This window comes from Chryseobacterium salviniae, from assembly GCF_035819015.1.
Taxonomy (GTDB): Bacteria; Bacteroidota; Bacteroidia; order Flavobacteriales; family Weeksellaceae; genus Chryseobacterium; species Chryseobacterium salviniae.
The window spans coordinates 1-16,860 of record NZ_JAYLAA010000037.1 but is presented as its reverse complement, the minus strand read 5'-3'; the positions used below and the strand labels follow the sequence as shown (position 1 = coordinate 16,860).

At 38.9% G+C, this 16,860-nt stretch carries 10 protein-coding genes and 1 pseudogene; 6 read left to right on the top strand and 5 right to left on the bottom strand.

Annotated elements, in window-relative coordinates:
• Nucleotides 1-59 precede the first annotated feature (59 nt).
• On the bottom strand, nt 60-335 hold the full coding sequence (locus SOP96_RS08795) for a hypothetical protein (protein WP_326320611.1): 276 nt from the start codon (nt 333-335) through the stop codon (nt 60-62).
• Between the two features lie 568 nt (nt 336-903).
• Here SOP96_RS08795 and SOP96_RS08790 point away from each other — a divergent pair.
• The 3 genes from SOP96_RS08790 (at nt 904) to SOP96_RS08780 (ending at nt 2,915) form a co-directional block, all read left to right on the top strand.
• Nucleotides 904-1,338, top strand: coding sequence for a cold shock domain-containing protein (locus SOP96_RS08790; RefSeq protein WP_326320610.1), 435 nt, complete (start codon nt 904-906; stop codon nt 1,336-1,338).
• A gap of 63 nt (nt 1,339-1,401) precedes the next feature.
• Entirely contained in the window at nt 1,402-1,797 is a 396-nt protein-coding gene (locus SOP96_RS08785; protein ID WP_326320609.1) for a branched-chain amino acid ABC transporter substrate-binding protein, read from the top strand.
• A 113-nt stretch (nt 1,798-1,910) separates the two neighbouring features.
• Nucleotides 1,911-2,915, top strand: coding sequence for a glycosyltransferase family 2 protein (locus tag SOP96_RS08780; protein ID WP_326320608.1), 1,005 nt, complete (start codon nt 1,911-1,913; stop codon nt 2,913-2,915).
• A 256-nt stretch (nt 2,916-3,171) separates the two neighbouring features.
• Here the strand turns inward: SOP96_RS08780 and SOP96_RS08775 are convergent, their stop codons facing one another.
• Nucleotides 3,172-4,398, bottom strand: a complete 1,227-nt coding sequence (locus SOP96_RS08775) for an aminotransferase class I/II-fold pyridoxal phosphate-dependent enzyme (protein ID WP_326320607.1) — start codon at nt 4,396-4,398, stop codon at nt 3,172-3,174.
• A gap of 155 nt (nt 4,399-4,553) precedes the next feature.
• Here SOP96_RS08775 and SOP96_RS08770 point away from each other — a divergent pair, with 155 nt between their 5' ends.
• Complete coding sequence (locus SOP96_RS08770) at nt 4,554-5,012, top strand: Lrp/AsnC family transcriptional regulator (protein ID WP_326320606.1); 459 nt, start codon at nt 4,554-4,556, stop codon at nt 5,010-5,012.
• 170 nt (nt 5,013-5,182) lie between these two features.
• On the opposite strand, the gene SOP96_RS08765 is transcribed toward SOP96_RS08770, so the two are convergent.
• The 3 genes from SOP96_RS08765 to SOP96_RS08755 form a co-directional block, all read right to left on the bottom strand.
• Nucleotides 5,183-6,214: a bestrophin family protein gene (locus SOP96_RS08765; protein ID WP_326320605.1), complete on the bottom strand. Its 1,032-nt coding sequence runs from the start codon at nt 6,212-6,214 to the stop codon at nt 5,183-5,185.
• Nucleotides 6,215-6,313: 99 nt separating this feature from the next.
• The gene (locus tag SOP96_RS08760) at nt 6,314-8,386 is read right to left on the bottom strand and encodes an alpha-ketoacid dehydrogenase subunit alpha/beta (RefSeq protein ID WP_326320604.1); all 2,073 of its coding nucleotides are present in this window, start codon (nt 8,384-8,386) and stop codon (nt 6,314-6,316) included.
• Nucleotides 8,387-8,468: 82 nt separating this feature from the next.
• Nucleotides 8,469-10,571, bottom strand: a complete 2,103-nt coding sequence (locus tag SOP96_RS08755; RefSeq protein WP_326320603.1) for a S8 family peptidase — start codon at nt 10,569-10,571, stop codon at nt 8,469-8,471.
• 245 nt (nt 10,572-10,816) lie between these two features.
• Here SOP96_RS08755 and dnaE point away from each other — a divergent pair, with 245 nt between their 5' ends.
• Both dnaE and SOP96_RS08745 read left to right on the top strand, forming a co-directional pair.
• Nucleotides 10,817-15,493: a DNA polymerase III subunit alpha gene (gene dnaE, locus SOP96_RS08750; protein WP_326320602.1), complete on the top strand. Its 4,677-nt coding sequence runs from the start codon at nt 10,817-10,819 to the stop codon at nt 15,491-15,493.
• 391 nt (nt 15,494-15,884) lie between these two features.
• Nucleotides 15,885-16,860, top strand: a pseudogene (locus tag SOP96_RS08745) (hypothetical protein); the annotation flags it as partial.

The window sequence follows — 16,860 nt, the reverse complement described above, 5'->3', positions numbered from 1 at the left end:
GATTTTTATTATAGCCCTTTCAATGTTAACTGAAAGGGCTATATAATTAATTAGATTGATTAAACGACCCAATAACCTGCGATTTGAAGAGCGAATTTAATCCCATTTTGCCACTTCTGACAGCTTTCCAGATTAGGCTGATCTGATGTTACTGTTTGCTGTCCTACCACTTGTCCTCCCGACCAGTAAGTAATCACAACACCACAAGTTTGCACTGGTTTTTCTTCCTTAATCTCTTTTTTTTCATTTGGATTTTCAAGTTTGTTATCAACTGCTCCTTTTGCACTTACTAAGCCTGCAACTCCTAAAGCTGCAATTAAAATAATTTTTTTCATTGTGAATGTTTTTAAATTCATCGCTAAAATAAAAAATAATTCATATCATGTATGAATTATTTTTTTATGTTAAGTCGCAGTGTTGCTGTGTTTTGATAGGGATGTAACCGTAACATTGTAAAGATTCCTCGTTCCTCGGAATGACAAAATGCAAGAATGTTTACAACTGAATTTTAATTATTTCAATATGCTTAATGTTGAAATAAAGTTTAACAACGCATATATGTTCCCAACTCTGTTTTTTCAAATCTTATTTGAAGAATCAATTGTTTATACACCTATAAACAAGGCTTTAAGCCAAAAACAAATTGAGATCCAATTCATTAATAGGAAGTTTGGATGTTTTTTCGTATCTTTGTATAATAATAAAAGGAAACAACCTTTCTCTGTAACAGTTTAGACTTCTATTTTCAATCGGTTTTTTTGCTTTTACAGCTGACGGATTTTTAATACTATTTCATTTTAAGTGCTTATTGTAAGGCATAATCAGAGATCTTATTCAAACTTTTTATTTCTTTTCCAGCAACGGAAAATGTATTCATGTAACAACTAAATTTTATAATAATATATGGCGGATTCTTTTTCTAAAAAAGAAAATTTCAAAAAGAAAGTTCAAAAACAAAAGGAAAAAGCTCTGAAACGTGAAGAGCGTAAATCGAGCAACAACAAAGGTAAAAGTCTTGACGAGATGTTTATGTATGTAGACGCAAACGGCCAATTGACTTCAACTCCACCGGATAACGGGGAAAAAGAGGAGATCAACATTGATGATATCCAATTGGGAGCCGCTCCTATTGAAGCGGAAGAACTCAGAAAAACAGGGATCGTTACTTTTTTAAGCGAAAAAGGATACGGTTTTATCACGGAAGATAAAACGAAGGAAAATATTTTCTTCCACAGTAACAACTGTGCAGAACCTGTAAAAAAAGGAAACAAAGTTTCTTACGAGAAAGAAAAATCACCGAAAGGATTTTCCGCTGCGGAAATTCAGCTGGTGAAATAAAATTACCCGGAAGCTTCTTCCGGTGTACCGAATAAATTTTTTATATTTGTCGAAATTCAACCTATGAATTTCGACTTTTTTGATTTTTTAGACCTGTGTGGTAATGCGCTTAACCTGTTTAATGGTGGTTCTTCAGACTCAATTCATTATGATCTGTCTGATAAGAAGAAGAAAAGAAAATATGTCTTTGAAAAGATAAGCGCAGTATTGTATCTCATTTCAGCTGTTCTTTTCTTTTTTGTTTTTAGAAATCCTACTGTTTCAGGAAATTATACCCGGTCCGTTGCTATAGCTTCGGTTTCAGGCTTCGCCGTTTCGGTGGTTATTTTCTTTGTGATTTATCTTCTTGGAAAGTATTACTTTAAAAGCGTTTTTCAGTGGCTGTTTTTCAGTCTTTCGGTAACCACACTGTGCGTATCGGTATGTCTGTTGATATATTTTAAATCAGGGATATTCTGATTACTTCGGTTCTTAACTGATCATTTCTGTTAAATCTTCCTTTGAAATTATAAATTATCATAAATGCGTTGCGCATTCCTTCATGAATAAGTAATTTTGAGAAATTTTCAGATTTGAGTCCTACCATTTCCATAGTTATTGCTATTTTTAACCGTAAAGATGAGCTTTTTGAGCTCCTCACTTCCCTTACTTCACAGACTGATAAAGACTTTGAGACGATCATCGTAGATGACGGCTCACTGGTTGATCTTCGTCCGGTGATTCAAAATTTCGAAAGCTTTTTAGCAATAAAATATTTCAGGAAAAACAATTCCGGTCCGGGACTTTCAAGAAACTACGGGGCGAGAAGAGCCGTCAACGAATGGCTGGTTTTTGTCGACAGTGATGTGATTGTAGAAAAAGATTATATCGAAAATATTAAAAAGGATATTCTTGAAATCCCGTGTGATGCTTTCGGGGGTGCAGATAAGGCGCATAAAGGTTTTAACCTGATGCAGAAAGCGATTTCCTATTCGATGACCTCCGTTTTTACCACCGGCGGAATCAGGGGGAATAAAAAAGCGGTATCGAAGTTCCAGCCGAGAAGCTTTAATATGGGCGTGAAAAAAGAAGTGTTTGAAAAGGTAGGCGGTTTCTCGGAAATGCGGATAGGAGAGGATCCTGATCTTTCCATGACGCTTTGGGAAAACGGATGCACGACTGCTTTTTTTGATAATATTGCTGTTTATCATAAAAGAAGGGTGGATTTTGGAAAATTCTCAAAACAGGTATATCAGTTCGGGTGTGCAAGACCTATATTAAACCAACGGCACCCGAATTATGTGAAAATATCCTTTGCTTTTCCAACCTTGTTTTTATTAGGTTACGTGATGGGCTTCCTGGAATATTTTATGATGGGAAAAGGGATTATTCTTGCCTTTTATGGGCTGTACACTTTCATGGTGCTTTTTCATGCATTATATGTCACTAAAAATATCAGCATTGCCGGAATGGCGGTGATCTCTACGTATATCCAGATGTTTTCCTACGGGTACGGATTTTTAAAATCATGGATTCTCCTGAATATTTTCAGGATGAAACCTGAGGAAGCATTCCCAAAGCATTTTCATAAAATGTAGTAAAACCCTGAGCAAATTTTAACATTAAAAAGTTAAGTTATTAAAAGCTTTTCACTGATCAATTTATTTATTTTACAACAAGTATATTGATTCCCAACCAATTTTTGTAATATTTAGAAGAATAAAATTTGTTTATCTGTTAAGGGATTTTAAGATAAATTATTTGACTCTTTTAATCAGATATGTAATGGTTATCAATTTACGTTTTTAATGTTAAAAAAAGCTGTCGTTATGAACAACAGCTTTGGAAAGGGAATTAAGATGTAAATATGGTTTCATGGTTGAGAACGCCTGTTTTGAGCATGCATTCCCGCATCTTTTCGTAAGTTCTTTCGATATCGTGATCGAGGCCGATGGAAAAACGGATCAGCCCGTCGGAGATTCCCATTTCGGCCCGTTCTTCCTCCGGGATTTCTGAAGAAGTCGAGCTTCCCGAACAGGAGAATAAGGTTTTATAAAATCCAAGGCTTACCGCAAGATAGCCCAGGTTTTCCTGCTGCATCATTTCCATTAATTCATTGGCTTTTTCGGTAGTTCCGGCATCTACAGTCAGCAGCCCTCCGAAACCATATTCTTCATGCATCATGCTTTTCATTAATTCATGGTTTTTGTGGGATCGCAGTCCGGGATATGAAACTTTCAATCCGTCGTTTTCAAATCTTTCAGCCAGATACATCGCATTATGGCTGTGCTGCTTCATCCTGATATGAAGGGTTCTGAGGTTTTTCAGGATGCTTGCGGAACGAAGACTGTCCATAGTAGGGCCCAGAAGCATGCACGCTCCGGTATTCACATTCTTGGTATCGTTAATAAAATCCTGGGTTGCACAGTAAACACCGCCCACGGTATCGCTGCTCCCGTTAATGAATTTCGTAAGGGAATGAATCACAATATCCGCTCCCAATAAAGAAGGAGAGATAGAAAGTGGTGAGAAGGTATTATCGACAATCAGCTTCAGGTTGTGCCTTTTACAGATTTCAGATAATTTTCTCAGGTCTGCAATCTCAAGTAGGGGATTGCTCACACTTTCACAGTATATAATCTTTGTGTTCGGCTGAATGGCGTTTTCAACAGCATCAAAATTATTGATGTCTAAAAATGTTGTTTCTATATTAAACGGCGGAAGAAAATTTTTCATGAAAGCATAAGTTCCTCCGTAAATGGTTCTGCTGGAAATAATATGATCCCCGCTTTTGCATACCTGTAGCAGCACGGAAGTAATTGCGCCCATACCTGAAGCGGTAACGTTCGCTGCTTCCGTATTTTCCATTTTGGCAAGCGCTTGGGAAAGGTACAGATTCATGGGAGAAGAATGCCTTGAATACAAATAGCAGCCTTCCGCATTTCCTTCAAATGTATCAAACATTGTTTTGGCAGAGAGAAAGGTATAGGTAGAACTGTCTGAAATGGATGGGTTCACCCCGCCAAATTCACCGAAATACTGTAGATCCTGAATTTCATTTGCCGCGTTAAAATCTTTCATAACTATCTAATTTTTTCCGATGCTAAAATGAAAGTATTCCCTATTTTTTACAAGACATAATTCATTTTATAGAATATAAATCTATCAAAGTATATTTTAATAGAAATAAAGTTTATTATATTTGATGAATGTAAACTTTTAACAAAAAATTATCTATGGCATTTGACGATACAGACAGAAAACTGCTCCTTTTTTTGCAGGAAGACTCCAAACAAACCACTAAAGAGCTGTCCTACAAGCTGGGGCTATCTGTAACTGCTGTGTATGAGCGCATCCGAAAGCTCGAAAATACAGGAGTTATTTCCAAATATGTTGCTATTCTCGACCGCCATAAAATCGACCGCAACTTTATTGTACTTTGTCATGTAAAATTAACTCAGCATAAAAAGGAATATGTTTTGAAGTTTGAAAGGGAAATTATGACCTTGCACGAAGTAACCGAATGTTTCCACGTAAGCGGAGACTATGATTATATCCTGAAAATCGCAGTAAAGGATATGGAAGACTACCGGAACTTTATGCTCTCCAAACTTACCACTTTACAGCATATTTCAAGCACCCACAGCTCTTTTATGATCTCTGAAGTGAAGAATACTACGGCCATTGTACTTTGAATTCATGGTGGTTTTTATATATTTTCAGGAGCTTTTTCCCGCTTTCCGCACTCGCTCATTTATGATTTCGGGGCGGCGGCGAAGCCGCCGCCCCGAAATCATAAATGAGCTCAGACAAAGCTGCAATCGGGGCTAAACTGCAGTCCTTTATTTCATTAAAAGTCTTTAAATTACACCAGGACACCGTTTTTAGATGCGATCGGATCCGGAAGCTCAGTGTCACCAGCCATTTGCAAAAGATCAATTTCAATTGTTCTGCAGATGGACAGCATCGGTATATCAAACATCAATCCTTCAAAAGGATTTTCAGAATAATCTCCTACCAGCTCCATGATAATGTAGATCCATCCAATGGTAATGCAGAAAGGTATGGATGCCCAGACTCCCCAGTCGCCCAATTTGGCAAACTCACTTACCAAACCTAATGGCAGCAGCATGATAAAGATGACATTAAAGACAAAAGCCGTACTGGCAAACTGCCTTGGCAATGGGAATTTTTTGATTCGTTCTGCCTGTCCCTGCAACGTATAAAACTCATTCAGGCAGTCCTGCAGCTGCATATGATTGAAACCTGAAACGATACCCATGTTCTTTAATTCGTTAATGTCTTTCGATTGCTGTGCAATAAGATAAGTTGCAAAATTCTTGTATTCAGACTGCAGTGCTGCCTCATCTTCGGATAAATATTTATTGAGGAATATTGGCGTCCTTCCATAATCGGGAAATCCGGCTTTAATTAAACGGTTCCGTTTCTGGTCGACATTTTTTAGCTGATCTTCTTCTACTTTAATATGTTCCCATTCCGTAGGGATCAAAAGCTGTTCGCGCAATTGATAAAGCCACGCAATATGGCGGTAAACTATTTTTTTCCGGCGGTCTTCAAGATCAAACTTGCCGATTTCTTCGTTTCCGGTATCAAAAGCCGAAACCATGGAGCCGAGCATCCGGCTGGAATTGACAATTCCGCCCCAGATTTTTCTGGCTTCCCACAATCTGTCGTAGGCCTGGTTGTTTTTAAAACCAACCAGAAAAGCTTCTGCCGTACCGATTAACGCTACCGGCACCCACGGAATAATCATCCAATGCCAATTAAAAAAATGGAAAAGAACGGCAATTAAAGTACACCAGATAGAAATCATAATAAGATGAAAACCCGATAAATTGAGAACCTGCCTGTAATTGACATATTTTGTAGTGATCATAAATGGTAATGCTTTTTCTAAAGATTATTAAAAGTAACAAAAAGCATACAAAAAAGCCCCTAAAAATTTTTAGAGGCTCAATTTTTTATTTATTGTGAATTAAAACTTCAGCATTTCTTTAATTTTAGCGCTTAGCTTCTCTGCGTTGGGCAGCATTTCTTTTTCCAGCACAAGGTTAATAGGAACTGCCGGAACATCTAGCGATCCCATCGTTTCTACCGGAGCATCCAGATACCTGAAGCAGTTTTTGGAAATCCTGTGTGCAAAAGCTTCCGCAAAAGAGTTGTTAAGCTGCTCTTCCGTTAAAACGATGCATTTTCCGTGCGCTTTTACTCTTTCAAATACAAGCTCTTCATCCAGAGGAATTAATGTTCTTAAATCGATAACTTCCACTTTTCCTCCAAAGTTTTTTGCGGCTTCTTTAGCCCAGTAAACACCCATTCCGTAAGTAACGACTAATAAAGTTCTGCCTTTTTCCGTTTCCTCTTTATCCGCTTCAATAATTACTTTTCCTTTGCCGAAAGGTAAAATATAATCTTCTGCAGGTTCAATGGTTTTAGCATCTTCCGTTCCCGGAACTTTGCTCCAGTAAAGGCCTTTATGTTCCAGCATAATCACCGGATTCGGGTCATAATAGGCCGCTTTCAGCAACCCTTTAAAATCTGCTGCGTTGCTTGGATAAGCGATTTTTATTCCCTTGATATTGGCAAGAATACTTTCCACGCTTCCGCTGTGGTAAGGTCCGCCTCCGCCGTAAGCACCAATAGGCACACGGATGATATTGCTTACCGGGAATTTTCCCTGGCTCAGATAGTTTGATTTTGAAATTTCGGTAATCAATTGGTTGATTCCCGGATAGATATAATCGGCAAACTGAACTTCAACGATCGGTTTCAGGCCAACCGCGCTCATTCCGGTAGTGGAACCAATGATATAAGCTTCCTGAATAGCAGTATTGAAGACCCTTTTACTGCCGAATTTTTTCCCTAATGTTACCGTCTCACGGAAAACACCACCGATTCTTTCTCCAACGTCCTGTCCGTACAATAGAGCTTCAGGATGTTTCCACATCAGCTCCTGAATCGCATGGATGGCAGCATCTACCATCACAATTTTTTCACCACCTTCAGGCTCGCGTGTTCCTTTTTCTTCCGTAATCGGAGTGGGGGCGAATATATGATTCATTACCGTTTCAGGCTTCGGATCTTCAGCATTTTTTGCTCTTTCGAAAGCTTCTTCTGCCTCAAGACGGGCTTTTTTAGTGATTTGTTTTAATAATTCCTCGTCAACACCGGAATCCACCAATTGGTTTCTAAGGATTTCTCCCGGATCTTTAGCTCTGTGTTTTGCTAAATCTTCATCATCCCGGTAAAATTCTCTTCGTACTCCTGAAGTATGGTGTCCGATAAGAACGGTTTTTGCACAAACAACCAAAGGTCTTCTTTCTGTACGTACAAAATCGACCGCTTTTTTCATGACTTCAAAGCTTTCTATGAAGTCGGTTCCGTCTACTCTCATTCTGCTAAGGCCTGTAAAACCGGCTACGAAATCGTAAGCGTCACAGGTTCTTGCTTCCTCTTTGGTTACGGAAATTCCCCATTCATTATCCTGCACCAGGAAAATAATGGGAAGCTGATGCAATGCTGAAAACTGAAGCGCTTCACTCACTTCACCTTCTGTAACGGAGTTGTCTCCGAGGCTGCATACAACAACAGGGTTGTTTTCAAACTGCTGCAAATTAAAGTCCTCAATATATTTTATACCCTGTGCCACGCCTGCTGTAGGAATGGTCTGCATTCCGGTTGCTGAGCTTTGATGAATAATTTTAGGTTTATCTTCATCTCTGCTTGAAGGGTGAGAGTAATACGATCTTCCTCCCGAAAAAGGATCTTCCGCTTTAGCCAGCAATTGAAGCATCAACTGATAAGGTTCAAAACCGATTCCCAAAAGAATGCTTTCATCCCGGTAATATGGGGATACCCAGTCTTCTTTTTTTAACTGATACGCAGTAGCCAGCTGAATCGCTTCATGGCCTCTTGACGTACTATGAACGTATTTGGTAACATTTCTGTTTTCTTCGTAAATGTCTGCCATTGCCTTGGCAAGCATCATATGATTGTACGCTTTTAGCAGAATCTCCTGAGAAACTTTTTCGTGAAGTGTATTTTCCATAGAAAGCAAAGATAAACAAAAAAACAAAAACACTAACAAGTGTTAGTGTTTTGCGGATTTTTATTTTAAAATAACAATAAAGCTATTCTTTAATTATTTTTTTGGAAACAGTATCCTTGTCTGTTTTTACTTCAATAATATATATCCCTTTGATGTAAGGAGTCAGGTCAATGGTTTCTTCCTCGTTTTTAACTGTTCCGCTCTGAAGCTTTTTCCCTGAAAAATCGTAAACATTAAATGTTGATTTTTTAGGGGCTTTTAAAACTTTTACAAAATCTTTTGTAAGAGTTGGTGCGATGATCATTCCAGTATCTTTTAAAGGATCAGTGGTTGACAAAGAAGATTGGGTTTGGCCGGTTACTATGATGGAATAGTTCTGTGATGCCGGACTTCCGGAATCGTTAATTAATGTTCCTTTGTTGGTGATTTCAATTCTGTAGCTTCTGCCGGCAACAGGATTATCGATAACAACTTGTTCCACATTATCAACTGTATTGTCTGCTTTTGTTGCCGGAGTCAAAGGGCTGTTGGCATTAAGTTTCCAGGGATAATACACCGTGTTGGTAGTAAGATCGACAATTCTCAGGTCAAGATCATTAATTAATTTTGAAGATCTGTTGTTGTAAACATCAGATACAAACTGATAATTGGGTTCATACTGAGGATCTATCCAGCTGATGGTCGCTTTTAACGGCTCATTGTTGCCTGCTATTACCGTTTTACTGTTTTTAACACCGCTATTTAATGTTTCATCGTTAAAAATTACTGTATTGTTTGCTTTTCCAACCAATAATTCAGCTCCTTTTTTAGCATCAATAAAACCCCATCCGAACCATGGATCGGGGCCTGCGTTTCCTGCTTCTGCGGCAGAATGAACAGTCAGCACTTTAGCTGATGCAGCATTAAGTAATGCATTGTTGAAAAGCTGTTTGTAAATCTGTGTCCATAATCCTATAATTCCTGTAACCACGGGTGCTGAGAAAGAAGTTCCGCTTCCTTCCGACCAAAGAGAGCTTCCTGAAGCTGATGTTGCGGCATATAAAACATCTGTTCCTACGGTAGAGATATCAGGTTTTATTCCGCCATCATCTCTCGGGCCTGCACTGCTGTAAGTGGAATGTGCTACATCAAATGAATCTGTATAACGGAAATTGTTGGTTGCAATAATGTCTGTAGCTCCCACAACAATAATATTCTTCGCCAATGATCCTGGGCCAATACAGTCGTAGCCTTGCGAACAGTTGTTCGGTGGAGGAGTATCATTTGCACCAAATGCAGTTTGTCCGTTCGAAGTACTGTAATATTTAGGAATGTTTGCTGATGCACCATTCGGGCCCATACCGAACGAGTTTCCGGCGGATTTTACAATAATGAAAGAGGGGTTGCTATAAACCAGTGCATCGTAATTATAATCATTATCATCATAAGTTCCCTGAAAATCGTAAAATGTATTGCCGCTTTTTGAGCCGTTATAAACATAATATAAATTCCCGTTATTATCATAATCTTCATCCCAACCGGCATTGATGCCATAAGAATGGTTGGAAATATTAGGGGATGCAATAATAATTTTTTCAAAAACATTACTGCTGGAACTGTTGCCTGGCAAAGTGGTAGTGGCAAACATGTAGCTGTCCATTGTAGAATTGACGGCAACCCCTTTTGCATTTCCTACAGAAGTACCTCCACTAGATAAACTGATACTTTTTCCTCCGATAAAGCTTCCTACGCCGGTAGAATGATCCGAATAAGCCTGCGAGCTTGATTCCTTATTGGTAATTCTTCCAGGTGCGTTATTAAAAGCAGTATGTGCTCCGTAAATTCTTCCACCATCGTAAATGGTATATTTAATATTTTCTCCGTTAAAAGCCCCTGCCAGTCCTGCAACATTTCCGGCAGTATTCAGAAGGTCGGAATTGGAATTGAGGAGCTGTCTCGTATCATGTTCTTCCAGAAAGTATGGGACACCAAAATGAAAGCCGCCGAGTCTTGATTTCAGAGAATCTATTTTTTTCTGGGTGTTTGTGTCCGGATTTTTTCCATAAACTTTTTCAGCATAGATGTCAAATTTTTTCTCATTCTGAATCTTTTGCTGTTCAAATTCTCTTGTTAAAACTTCATTGTTTTTCTGTGAATACACCCATATACCAAACAGTGTACTTAATAGAATTAGATTTTTCCTCATGCCGATAGAATTATATAAAATAACTACCACAAATATATGTAAGATTCATAATTTGTAATCTATATTCACTCCTGGATAATGAATATTAATTAAATTTTAATTATTCTTAAAGCTTTAATAAAACTTAAAAGATGATGTTTAAGATAAATATGATCTACTGATCATTTAATAAGTTTAAAAGTTGATGTACAATCAAAAAATGAAGTAACTTTACATTCTCTTTTTAAATAAAAGCTAGAAATTACATGTATTTAGTTTTTGACACAGAAACCACAGGTTTACCAAAAAATTTCAATGCTCCGCTTTCAGACTCAGACAACTGGCCAAGAATGGTTCAGATTGCATGGCAGCTGCATGACCATGATGGAAAACTTATTGAAAATCAGGATTATATTATAAAACCGGAAGGGTATGATATTCCTTTCAACGCAGCAAGAATTCACGGGATTACAACGAAAATTGCCAATGAAGAAGGACGTGACCTTGAAGAAATTTTAAATGAATTCTCTAAAGTTTTAGAAAAAGTAAAGGTTGTTTCCGGCCACAATGTAGAGTTTGATTACAATATTGTCGGGGCAGAATTTTACCGGAAAAATATTAAAGACAACCTTCAGGAAAAGCCAAAAGCGGATACTATGGTTTTGGGAACCGACTTCTGCCAGTTGGGCGGTGGCCGTGGAGGGAAATTCAAGCCACCCAAACTGGAAGAGCTTTACGAAAAACTGTACGGGCATAAGTTTGAGGAGGCTCACAATGCGGCAGCCGACGTCAACGCAACCGCTCAGGTTTTCTTCGAAATGATGAGAATCGGAGTGATTCCTGCTGAGGTTTTAAAGATTTCCGAAGATCAGCTTGCGTATTTTAAAACGCTTTATCCTGACCCGATCAAGCCTTTTAGTATTGTTATCAGAAGGCAGGTTGCGGATTTCCATAATAAAAAGAAACAGCAGGATTTTGGAAGCATTGATGAAATTGATCTCGGAAAATATTTCAATTTTGATAATCACAGTGTTTTTTCAACATTATCGGCAACTTCAAGCATCAACGATCTGATTAAAAAAGCGACCGATGATAACTTCCCGGCTGTCGGAATGGTGGATCTGGGAAATATGATGGGGGCTTTCAAATTTGTTTCCGCAGTGGAAGGAGCAAATGCAGAACGTGCTAAAAAACATAAGGAATATATAGCTAAAAAACAGGAAGCGGAAGAGAAAGGTGAAGTGTTTAATGAAGCTGAACCAGTTTCGGAACCATTAATTCCCGTAGTAGGCTGTGAGTTTTATATCTCTGACCGGTATGAACAAAAGCAGTTTACCAAAGATGATCCTGACCGAAGAACACAGGTTGTCCTTTTGGCAAAAGATTTCAACGGATATAAAAATCTGGCAAAACTTTCCAGTATCGGCTTTTTGAAAGGATTTTATTTTGGAGTTCCAAGAGTAAGCCGCGAGCTGATCGCACAATATAAAGAAGGCGTTATTGCCTTAACTTCAGGCATTCACGGGGATATTCCGGATGCCATCTTAAACACGGGAGAACAAAAAGGGGAAGAGCTTTTTAAATGGTGGAAAGAGACTTTCGGGGACGATTTTTATGTTCAGATCCAAAACCATAAACTTCCTGAAGAAGAGCATTTGAATGATGTTCTGCTTCATTTTGCGGATAAATACAATGTTAAAATTTTAGCGCAGAACGAAACATTTTACACCAATAAAGACGATTCCAATATCCAGGATATTGTAAGCTGCATCAAAGATGGTGAAAAGCTTTCAACGCCTGTAGGTAAAGGTTTCGGGAAGAGGAGAGGTCTTGCAACAGGAGAATATTATATTAAAAATTCAGATGAAATCAAAGAAGCATTTCTGGCTTATCCCGATGCATTTGAAGCATACGAAGAGTTCACCGCAAAATTTAAACCTTATACGCTTAAAAGAGATGTTTTGCTTCCAAAATTTGATATTCCACAGGAATTTATTCATGCTGAAGATGATGCTGATGGAGGAAAACGCGGAGAGATGGCGTATCTTACCCATCTGACCTATGAAGGCGCAAAAAAGAGATATGGAGTTGATGGAATTACTGAAGATATAAAAGAACGTCTTGATTTCGAGCTTGAAGTAATTGCCAATACCGGCTATCCGGGATACTTCCTAATTGTTCAGGATTTCTGTAATGAAGCCCGTAAAATGGGAGTCTGGGTAGGGCCGGGAAGGGGGTCTGCAGCAGGATCTGCTGTCGCATACTGCATCGGAATTACCAATGTAGACCCGATTAAATATGATCTCCTTTTTGAGCGTTTCCTGAATCCGGAAAGGGTTTCCATGCCGGATATTGATATTGATTTTGATGATGAAGGGCGTGACCGGATTATTAAATGGGTTATCGATAAATATGGTCAGAACCAGGTAGCCCAGATTATTACCTATTCGGTTCTGGGTGGGAAATCTGCCATTAAAGATGCCGGAAGAGTATTGGATGTGCCTATTCCTGATACGAACAATATCGCCAAGCTGATTCCTTCCACCCCCGGAATGAATATTGCGAAAGCGCTGTCAAAATACGATAAATTAAAGCCGGAAGAACAGATGCTCGTTGATGAGATGAGGCTCGTTTTGGATAGTCCTGCCGATCCACGTCATGATGTACTGGCAAGTGCGAAAAAAATGGAAGGCTGCATCCGAAATACCGGAATTCATGCCTGTGGCGTGATCATTACACCGGAAGACGTAAGTAATCTGGTTCCGGTAACGATTGCGGCAAAAGATGCTGACATTTTGGTGTCACAATTTGATAACTCCGTTGCTGAAAGTGCAGGTTTGCTTAAAATGGATTTCCTGGGTCTGCGTACCCTTACGATTATTAAAGATGCCTTAAAGCTTGTAAAAGAAAGACACGGAGTAGATATTGATCCGGATGAAATTCCTTTGGATGATAACAAAACGTACCAATTATTTAAAGAAGGACGAACCATCGGGATTTTCCAGTATGAAAGCCCGGGAATGCAGAAATACATGAGGGAGCTTAAGCCAACGGTTTTTGCCGATCTTATTGCCATGAATGCTTTGTATCGTCCGGGGCCTATTAAGTATATCCCGAACTTTATCAACAGGAAACATGGCATTGAAGAAATTGTCTATGACTTGCCCGAAACTGAAGAATACCTAAAGGAAACTTACGGAATTACCGTTTATCAGGAGCAGGTAATGCTGTTATCTCAGAAGCTGGCGAACTTTACCAAAGGTGAAGCCGATACCCTGAGAAAAGCAATGGGTAAAAAGCAAATCGACGTTCTTAATAAAATGTACCCGAAATTCATCGAAGGCGGAAGAAAAAACAATCTTGATGAAGAAAGACTGGAAAAAATCTGGAACGACTGGAAAGCTTTTGCAGAATATGCATTCAACAAGTCGCACTCAACCTGTTATGCATTTATTGCTTATCAGACAGCCTTTTTGAAAGCCAATTATCCGGCGGAATACATGGCGAGTGTAATGAGCAATAACATTAACAATACAGATTCGATCACCATGTTCATGGAAGATTGTAAAAGTATGGGAGTAGATGTTTTAGGGCCTGATGTTAATGAATCTCAGTATAAATTTTCGGTAAACGAAAAAGGGCAGATCCGTTTCGGCTTAGGTGCGATTAAAGGTATCGGTGAAGGGCCGAGTGAAGCCATTACAAGAGAAAGAGCCAACGGAAGATTTAAAAATATTTATGATTTCTTTGAAAGAATCCCTCCTTCGCAAATGAATAAGAGGGTAGCGGAAAGTTTGGTCTTGGCAGGGGCATTTGATGAGCTTGATTCTTTCCACAGAGGCCAGTATTTCGACATTGATATGGCCGGAAGAACAAATCTTGAAAGATTAATAAGATATGGGCAAAGCTTCCAGGAAAGTAAAAATGAGATGGAAAATTCTCTTTTTGCCGATTTTGCGGAAGAAGTTCAGATTGAACAGCCTAAACTGGCGCCGTGTCCGGAATGGCCGAATATGCATAAGCTGAACAAAGAAAAGGAAATTATAGGATTTTATCTTTCTGCACATCCTTTGGATGAATTCAGGTATGAATACCAGTTTATGCAGGGTCAGCTCTCTAAAAAAGCTGTTTTGGAAAAAGAGGAAGAAGTGAAACTGGTTGTGGATGAAGTTCCTATCCTTGAGCAGGATGCCCCAGAAGATGTGGCTGAACTTGTAGAAATTGTTTCCGATGATATTGTTGCAGGTGAGGATGAGGAAATTATTGAAGAAATTACCAAAAAAGCAGAACCCAAAGGTGTTTTCCATTTCCTGAATCTTGATGAGGTAGATGCCTTTAAAGAGCAGGCGTTTGCCGGCAAACAGGAAGAGTTGTTTGAAGAAAAGAAAAAAGACTGGAAAACAATACAAAAAGAAAGAGAAAATGGCGGCGGCGGAAAAGAATATACCGTAGCGGGACTGATTACTGAATATCGAGTGCAGGATGGTTTCAGAAGTGGTGAAAAAGTTGCTTTTGTAACCCTTGAAGATTATTCGGGATCTTATTCTTTCAGACTCGGAGACAGGGACTATATGCGTTTGAAAGAAAAGCTGGAAGTGCAGCGTTTTGTGATTTTTAAGATTAAATTTGCGCAGGTAAAGGACGGAAGGGTTTTCGTAAATGTAACAGATGTAATTGAACTTCAGGAAGCATTTGAGCGGTTTGCCAAAAGTATTTCTCTTGTAATGGATGTGATGGATTTCAGGCCCGAAGATCTTACTTTTTTCAGAACTGTTTTAGAACGAAGCCAGGGGAATCAGAAATTGAAGTTTTACATTAAAAATTTTGAAGACGATCGGGAAGAGCATCTTGAGGTTCAGTCGATGAAGTATTCGGTGCATCTCAGCGGGGAACTGATTAAAGAAATTCAGTTACTTAGTAAGTATGAATTTTATCTAAACTAAATTGAATATATAGAGCAGTCTTCTTCAGACTGCTTTTTCTTTACTCAAAGAAAATCAATAATAATTCCAAAATTGTTGAATTGTTTATAAATCTAATATTTGATTAATTTACTGTTAATTAAAATGATTATAAATTAAAAATAATTCATAAAAAATTAAAATTAAATGTATTGCATATAATTTATTTTGTATTTTTAATTCCAGAATTTTTAATTAAAAAAGTATGAAAAAACTCTCTTTTTGTAAAGAAAAGTTAAAACGGCATGGCAGATACTACATCTTATTATGGGTGTTGTTAGCTTGTTTTACGGGCTTAAAAGCTCAGCTTGTATCGAATTACAGTTTCTCTCAATCAAATGGAACTTATACCCCAATTTCCGGGGGTACGAATATGGTATTATTGCCTACTGCCACCAGTGCATGGGATTCCCAATTTTTTCATAACAGTGCTAATGGTATCAATGGTACAACGACGAGTGGAACTTACGCTGCATTCCCCATTGGGTTTAATTTTACCTATAATGGAACGGTTTACGACGGCTTTTATATGAGTACTGATGGTGCGCTCAGATTAGCCAGTACGACAGCGGGTTCTCTCGGATCTTTAGGGACGAGTGCGCCAATCAGCACTACCACAGCTACAGCAATTAATTTAATATCTGCTTTTGGAGCTAATTTAATTGGAGGTATAAGGGCTGGGAGTTTAACAAGAACCACGGGTTCTCCCGTTCTAACACTTACAGGTACGAGTACCGCCGTGGCATCAATGATCACTCCGGGTATGCGCGTAGTTGGAACCGGTATTCCACCTGGTGCTACCGTTGTATCTGTAAGCGGATCAGACGTAACGATATCTTCTAATGCTACTGGGAGTTCTACTAGTGGTTCTGCTACCTTTGTTGATGTTGATAATATTTCTTATATCACTACTGGAGCTCCGGGGTCACAAGTGCTCACGGTGCAATGGAAAAATGTAAGCCGTTCATCTGAAAGCGGTGACAGGCTAAACTTTCAAATTAAGCTATATGAAGGTACTAACGTTATACAAACAATTTATGATGTTTCTGCTTCTACCCAGGTTACAACATCTTCAACCGTGCAGGTTGGTTTAAAAGGGGCTTCCAATGCAGATTTTAATAATCGTTTGGGGACAGGAGCAACCGCATGGTCTGCATCTGCGCCAGGTACAGCCAATAATTCTACAATTGCCTTTCAGGGGGCGGCTGCTACGGGAGGAGAAATAGTTCCTGCGAGCGGGCTAACTTTCACATGGACGCCACCAGTGCCTTGTACAGGTACTCCTACGGCGGGTACTGTAACACCTGCTTCCCAAACTTTGGTTAATGGTCAAGTGCCTGCTGCTRTCT

Coding starts and splice junctions, on each gene's coding strand:
- SOP96_RS08795 (WP_326320611.1), bottom strand. CDS start 335: ATGAAAAAAATTATTTTAATTGCAGCTTTAGGAGTTGCAGGCTTAGTA.
- SOP96_RS08790 (WP_326320610.1), top strand. CDS start 904: ATGGCGGATTCTTTTTCTAAAAAAGAAAATTTCAAAAAGAAAGTTCAA.
- SOP96_RS08785 (WP_326320609.1), top strand. CDS start 1,402: ATGAATTTCGACTTTTTTGATTTTTTAGACCTGTGTGGTAATGCGCTT.
- SOP96_RS08775 (WP_326320607.1), bottom strand. CDS start 4,398: ATGAAAGATTTTAACGCGGCAAATGAAATTCAGGATCTACAGTATTTC.
- SOP96_RS08770 (WP_326320606.1), top strand. CDS start 4,554: ATGGCATTTGACGATACAGACAGAAAACTGCTCCTTTTTTTGCAGGAA.
- SOP96_RS08765 (WP_326320605.1), bottom strand. CDS start 6,214: ATGATCACTACAAAATATGTCAATTACAGGCAGGTTCTCAATTTATCG.
- SOP96_RS08760 (WP_326320604.1), bottom strand. CDS start 8,386: ATGGAAAATACACTTCACGAAAAAGTTTCTCAGGAGATTCTGCTAAAA.
- SOP96_RS08755 (WP_326320603.1), bottom strand. CDS start 10,571: ATGAGGAAAAATCTAATTCTATTAAGTACACTGTTTGGTATATGGGTG.
- dnaE (WP_326320602.1), top strand. CDS start 10,817: ATGTATTTAGTTTTTGACACAGAAACCACAGGTTTACCAAAAAATTTC.